5 protein-coding genes are annotated in these 2,661 nt (G+C 68.5%); 3 read left to right on the top strand and 2 right to left on the bottom strand.

Features of this window, described 5'->3' with window-relative positions:
• The first annotated feature begins 363 nt into the window (after positions 1-363).
• On the top strand, positions 364-612 hold the full coding sequence (locus G6026_RS05610; RefSeq protein ID WP_231750438.1) for a hypothetical protein: 249 nt from the start codon (positions 364-366) through the stop codon (positions 610-612).
• The gene (locus G6026_RS05605; protein WP_107755381.1) at positions 596-1,078 is read left to right on the top strand and encodes a BLUF domain-containing protein; all 483 of its coding nucleotides are present in this window, start codon (positions 596-598) and stop codon (positions 1,076-1,078) included. Before G6026_RS05610 ends, G6026_RS05605 begins: the two co-directional genes overlap by 17 nt.
• Positions 1,079-1,091: 13 nt before the next feature.
• Here the strand turns inward: G6026_RS05605 and G6026_RS05600 are convergent, their stop codons facing one another.
• Entirely contained in the window at positions 1,092-1,295 is a 204-nt protein-coding gene (locus G6026_RS05600) for a hypothetical protein (protein WP_107755382.1), read from the bottom strand.
• A 46-nt stretch (positions 1,296-1,341) separates the two neighbouring features.
• Here G6026_RS05600 and G6026_RS05595 point away from each other — a divergent pair, with 46 nt between their 5' ends.
• A complete protein-coding gene (locus tag G6026_RS05595) occupies positions 1,342-1,911 on the top strand; it encodes a CGNR zinc finger domain-containing protein (protein WP_228549413.1) in 570 nt (189 codons plus the stop codon).
• Here the strand turns inward: G6026_RS05595 and G6026_RS05590 are convergent.
• A partial coding sequence (locus tag G6026_RS05590; protein WP_182612462.1) for a hypothetical protein occupies positions 1,886-2,661 on the bottom strand: 776 nt, incomplete at its 5' end. The genes G6026_RS05595 and G6026_RS05590 overlap by 26 nt on opposite strands.

Raw genomic sequence — 2,661 nt, 5'->3', positions numbered from 1 at the left:
CATGGGGAGCCGCGGTGTCGCGCCGGCTGGGCCGGACAGTGGTGCGGCCGGGGGAGGTCTGATCGCGTCCGCGAGCTGCCGCGCACTCGCCCGCGTCCCGGACGTGGCCGGCGCCATCGGTGGCGCGGTGTTCGCGAGCACACCATGATGGCACCGTGTGCCGCTATTGCGGACAGCGTGAGCAGGATGTGAGTTCTCAGGAGAGAAAAGTAGTGCGGGGTCGGGAGACACGTCGGTGCGTACCCAATCCCTTGTTCGGCCGCGCGCGGCGGCAGCGTCTCCCGGTGACGTGGCTCGGGCCACGTTCTGTGGGCGTGTACGGCGGTGGGCGAGACACCTTGTCAGGGAAGAAAAGGGGTGGGAGTGACTTCGGCAATCGAAGGCGACGAAGAAATACGATGGTCCCAGGTGGAAGACAGTTTCTTCGTCGGTAATTTCCGCGGGAACTTCGTGGGGTACATCGACCGGAATTCCGACGGCGGTTTCACCTGCTACGACAGGATGTCGAGACAGCATGGCGAGTCCGGTTCGCTGGACGAGGCGATCTCCAGTCTGAATGATCTGTATTTTTCCGAGGCGAGCGAGGGAGGGTTGAATGTCGCTGGACGCTGAGTCCCCCACGTCGCCCGGGACCGGGCACTTGAAGTATCTGGTGTACACGAGCGTGCCGGTGCGGAAGATGCTGCCGGGCGACCTGGAGTCCATCCTGTTCACCTCCCGGGAGCGCAACCGTGCCGCCGATATCACCGGTGTCCTCCTCTTCAGGAACAACTGCTTCATCCAGTTCCTCGAAGGCCCTCCGGCCGCGATCGACGAGTTGATGACGCGCATCGCCGCCGATGACAGACACAGTCGCGTCAGGGTCCTGTTAACGGAACCCGCAGCCGAGCGCAGCTTCTCCGACTGGAAGATGGGCTTCGGCATCCCCAAGGAGACCCGGTCGACCGGAGTCGACGGCGTGCGGGACAGCTTCAACGACCTCACGGGCGGGTCGAGCTACGACGTCGTCCGTCGGGCCGCCGAGGATTTCTCGATCTGGTTCAAGGTCAGGGAGCGCTCGATCTCGACCACCGTCTGAGCGTCGATCCGTCCTACGCCCGGGCGACGGGCACGCCGGCGCGTAGGACGCGATGCGCCCCGCAGTGGCACGACTCGTAGGTCACGGTGCCCTCGCTGGTCGGGTGGGACGAACGGCGCAGCCAGTCGTGCTGATGCCGGCCAGGGTCCGCGGGATGCGGAACGAGGACGCCGCGGTCGTGGTGGAGGTCGGTGGGTGAACAGGCTGCTGTGGTCATGCGCCGACTGTGGTGCAATGGGTCAGTGCAGTTCAACCATGGCAATATGGTCGGCCCGACACTCGCGGCGGAGTTGGCCTCGCTCGCCGCCGGGTCGTGGGACGCCGACGCGGCCGTCGGGGTGCTCCGCGCCCACGGCGTCCGCAGGCCCGAGCTGGACAACGCCAGGTCAGAACGCCTGAAGGAGTGGGCATCGCGGCTGAGAGCGCCGTTCTCGGCGCCGGACGTGGACTCCACATGCGACGCGATCAACGAGCTGCTGGAATCGGCCGCGTCGAGGCCGTCCCTGAGCACACACGACGGGCACAAGCCCCACCTGCACTTCGCGGCCGACGGCGACGACGTCGTGGAGCGCGTCAGGGCCATCACCGCAGGCGGTCTGGCGATCTTCGCGGTCGAGTCGGAGGGCTGTCGTCTGGGGGCCTGTCTCCGCGCGGGGTGCCCCGAGGTGTTCGTCGACACCAGCCGGAACGGCGGACGGCGCTACTGCAGCGCTCGATGCGGTAACCACGACGCCGTCCAACGGCACCGGGCCCCCGGCCGTCGCCGGGGCCGGGAAGGCCATGCGAACAGGGCGATACCTCGGTCCGCTAGAGAGCACCCCCCCAGTACATGAGGGAGAGCTGCATCGGGAGCGCGAGGGCCGCGCACGTCCCGGCGGCCACGAGATGACGTGACGGCACCGTCCGCCAGCGGCGGGCGGCGGCGATCGACCACACGACGGCGAGCGCACCGCTGAGCATGGCCAGGGCTGTGAGAGTCGTGTGGGGGGCGGCGAGCGTGGGCCACCCCCACAGCAGAGGACCGAGGGGCATGGTGATCGCGGCTGAGAAGGTGACCGCGGTTGCGGTCACCCAGGCGACGGCGATCCCCGGCGCCAAGGAGGGAGTCCGCTCGCGCCCGCGTCCACGTCGAACGAGCCGCCTCATGGCACCGACCACGACGGCCAGTGCGACCACCACCCATGCGAGCAGAGCGGACATGACCACCCGCCGATCGTCCTGTGGCGACGACGGTGTGAGTGTCTGCTCGAGCATGCCGCGGTCTCCGCGCTCGAGCACCGTGATCCCCGACCTGCTGATCCGACCGGCGACGCAACCGGCCGGGTCGCACCAGCGCCCCTCGCTCTCGGGCGTGAGTCGTCGTCCGTTCAACACGAGGTCGTCCCCGTCGGCGGTCACTCGGACCTGCCCGAGCAGGCTGCGGAGCAGCTTCTCTGGTCCGAGTCCTGTGAAGAGTCGCTCCTGGAACGAGCCCGTCGGGGTCGTGGCGCGGCTCGACGGCAACCACTCAGGGATGATCGCCGGGGCCGGACCCGCGGGTGCCGGGTGCGCCCGACCGGCGTGGACCATCCAGTCGATCACTG

The organism is Dietzia sp. DQ11-38-2 (assembly GCF_014145055.1).
In the GTDB taxonomy this organism is placed as follows: Bacteria; Actinomycetota; Actinomycetes; order Mycobacteriales; family Mycobacteriaceae; genus Dietzia.
The sequence above is the reverse complement of the archived record's forward strand: the minus strand, read 5'-3'. Positions and strand labels throughout refer to the sequence as shown.

Excerpts from the sequence above, each read along its gene's own strand:
- G6026_RS05600 (WP_107755382.1), bottom strand. The coding sequence starts at position 1,295 with ATGACCACAGCAGCCTGTTCACCCACCGACCTCCACCACGACCGCGGC.
- G6026_RS05605 (WP_107755381.1), top strand. The coding sequence starts at position 596 with ATGTCGCTGGACGCTGAGTCCCCCACGTCGCCCGGGACCGGGCACTTG.
- G6026_RS05595 (WP_228549413.1), top strand. The coding sequence starts at position 1,342 with ATGGTCGGCCCGACACTCGCGGCGGAGTTGGCCTCGCTCGCCGCCGGG.